Below are 2,738 nucleotides of genomic sequence, written 5' to 3' on the forward strand. Positions count from 1 at the left end.
GGGGCGCTCGCCGGGTCGACCGCCGTCGGAACGGCCTCGCACGCCGTCGCCCCCGTGGTGGTGGTCCGCTCCCGGGCGGAGGGGGAGGAACCGCCCGGGGACGGTCCGATCGTGGTGGGTGTGGACGGCAGTCCGCTGAGCGGGCGCGCGGTGGGGTATGCCTTCGAGGAGGCCGCCGTCCGGAGGGCGCCGCTGGTGGCGGTGCACGCCCGTGCCGACGTGCCGGAGGGGCCGCGGGACCCGCTCGCCGTCGGGCTGGCCGGATGGCGGGAGAAGTACCCGGACGTGGCGGTGCACCCCGTGACGGTCCGGGAGAAGCCCCGCCCGGCGCTGCTCGACCACTCCGCCACCGCGCGGCTGCTCGTGGTGGGCAGCAGAGGGCTCGGCGGGTTCCGCGGGCTGCTGCTGGGCTCCACCAGCCAGGCGCTGATGCACCACGCCCGGTGCCCCGTGATGATCGTCCGACCGACCGGAAAGGAAACCCCCTGATGCGTGCTCTCCGCCTGCTCGAATGGCGTTCCGACCCCGTGCTGACCGATGTGGACACTCCGGAGCCCGGTCCGGGACAGGTGCTGGTCCGGGTGGGGGGTGCGGGCGTGTGCCACTCCGACCTGCACCTGATGCGGGAGTTCGGTGCGGGCGACATGCCGTGGAATCCACCGTTCACCCTCGGCCACGAGAATGCGGGCTGGGTCGAGCGGGTGGGGGACGGTGTGCAGGGGCTCGACCGGGGGATGCCGGTCGCCGTGTACGGCCCGTGGGGGTGCGGGGTCTGCCAGTACTGCCTGCAGGGCATCGAAACCTACTGCGAACGTCCGGAGGCCGCCCCGGTCCCGCGCGGCGGGGCGGGCCTCGGCCTGGACGGCGGGATGGCCGGGTACCTGCTGGTCCCGCACGCCCGGCACGTCCTGCCGTTGCCCGAGGGGCTCGATCCCGTGGTGGCCGCACCGCTCACCGACGCGGGACTGACGCCGTACCACGCGGTGCGCCGGTCGTGGCCGAAGCTCGCCCCGACCTCCACGGCCGTCGTGATCGGCATCGGCGGTCTGGGGCACCTGGCCGTGCAGATCGTCAAGGCCACCACCGCCGCGCGGGTCGTCGCCGTGGACACCCGGTCGGCCGCGCTGGACCTGGCCCGCGACTCCGGTGCCGACCTGGCCACCCCGCCGGGGGAGGGGGTGGCGGAACGGGTGCGGGAACTGACCCGGGGCCGCGGTGCGGACGTCGTGCTGGACTGCGTCGGTTCGGACGACACGCTCGCCCTCGCGGCCGCGGTGGGGCGGGTGCTCGGCGACCTCACCGTGGTGGGACTCGGCGGGGGCACGCTGCCGGTGTCGTTCTTCTCGATGCCCTACGAGATGTCGGTGCAGACGACCTACTGGGGGTCCCGGTTCGAGCTGGTGGAGGTGCTGGAACTGGCCGCGCGGGGGAGGCTGCACACCGAGATCACCCGGTTCGGTCTGGCCGACGCGCCGGAGGCGTACCGCCGGCTGGAGGAGGGGTCCCTCACCGGGCGCGCGGTGGTCACTCCTTCGGAGGAATAATATCCGGGACTCGTACTGATCGAAGTGGACTCGTCGACCGGTCGACATACCGTCCACACGGGATCCGGTCCTGCGCCACGGCGGTTGCGGTGCGGTGGCACGGCGCGGATCGGTGACCCGGTCCGGGTGTCCGGGCCGACCCCGTACCGGCCGGTACGGGTTGCGCCGTCCCGTCGGGGGCCGCCTCGCGTCCGGTTGCGCCGCCCGCACGGCGGCATAGGATTCGGCGCAGTGACCCCAAGGATTCCCCCGAACCCGAGTACTCCGGCACCCCCGGCGGTACCGGTGGCCGGAACCGAGGTTTCGGTTACCGGCGAGAGTGCGTCGGCCGACGCCGTGCCCGCGCGCCGTGGCACGCCGGACCCGGTTCCGGAGTTGCCCGGGTTCGCACCGCGGGCCGACAATGGTACCGCCCAGACGTCGAGGGTCGGCACACCGACCGGACGGGACGAGGCGGATCACATGCACGCGGACCACCTGCACGCCGACCGGGCGCGGCTCTCCCCGCCGTCGCGGCGGCTCCGCGCGCGGGCCCGGCGCGAGAACTTCCCGGTGGCCCTCCGCGTACTCCCCGCACGCCACCGGGAGCATCTGCTGGTGCTGTACTCGTTCGCCCGGACGGTGGACGATCTCGGGGACACCGCGGGCGGTGACCGGCTCGCCCTGCTCGACGACGTCGCGTGCGAGATCGACCGGATCTACGACGGTCGGGACCCGCGCACCCCGTTGTTCCGCGCCGTCGGGCGCACCGTGGCGGCGTGCGCGCTGCCGCGGGAGCCCTTCGACCGGCTCGTGCAGGCGAACCGGCGCGACCAGGTGGTGACGCGCTACCGGACCTTCGACGACCTGCTCGACTACTGCTCGCTGTCCGCGGAACCCGTGGGGCGGCTCGTCCTCGGCGTGTTCGGTCAAGGGGCCGACGGGGACACGCTGCGTGCCTCCGACCGGATCTGTGCGGCGCTGCAGGTGCTGGAGCACTGCCAGGACGTCGCCGAGGACGTGCGGGTCGGCCGGATCTACCTGCCCACCGAGGACCTGACCCGGTTCGGTGTGGCAGAGCGGGACCTGTCCGCCCCGCGCGCGGACACCGCCGTCCGGGCGCTCGTGGCGCTCCAGGTCCAGCGGGCGGTGCGCATGCTGGACGAGGGGCACCCGCTGCTCGGCACGCTCTCCGGCGCCGCGCGGGTCGCGGTG

General features: G+C 74.3%; 3 protein-coding genes. All 3 read left to right on the forward strand.

Translation table 11 applies throughout. The features are described 5' to 3' along the window. Positions 1-489, forward strand: a 489-nt coding sequence (locus SACPADRAFT_RS0201825) for a universal stress protein (RefSeq protein ID WP_007027177.1), incomplete at its 5' end; no start/stop codon positions are given. After that, positions 489-1,544: an NAD(P)-dependent alcohol dehydrogenase gene (locus tag SACPADRAFT_RS0201830; protein ID WP_007027178.1), complete on the forward strand. Its 1,056-nt coding sequence runs from the start codon at positions 489-491 to the stop codon at positions 1,542-1,544. The genes SACPADRAFT_RS0201825 and SACPADRAFT_RS0201830, both read left to right, overlap by 1 nt. A gap of 462 nt (positions 1,545-2,006) precedes the next feature. Further along, positions 2,007-2,738 (forward strand): squalene synthase HpnC (gene hpnC, locus SACPADRAFT_RS24895; RefSeq protein WP_007027179.1); only part of this gene is annotated, 732 nt, incomplete at its 3' end.

The organism is Saccharomonospora iraqiensis subsp. paurometabolica YIM 90007, assembly GCF_000231035.2.
Classification (GTDB): Bacteria; Actinomycetota; Actinomycetes; order Mycobacteriales; family Pseudonocardiaceae; genus Saccharomonospora; species Saccharomonospora paurometabolica.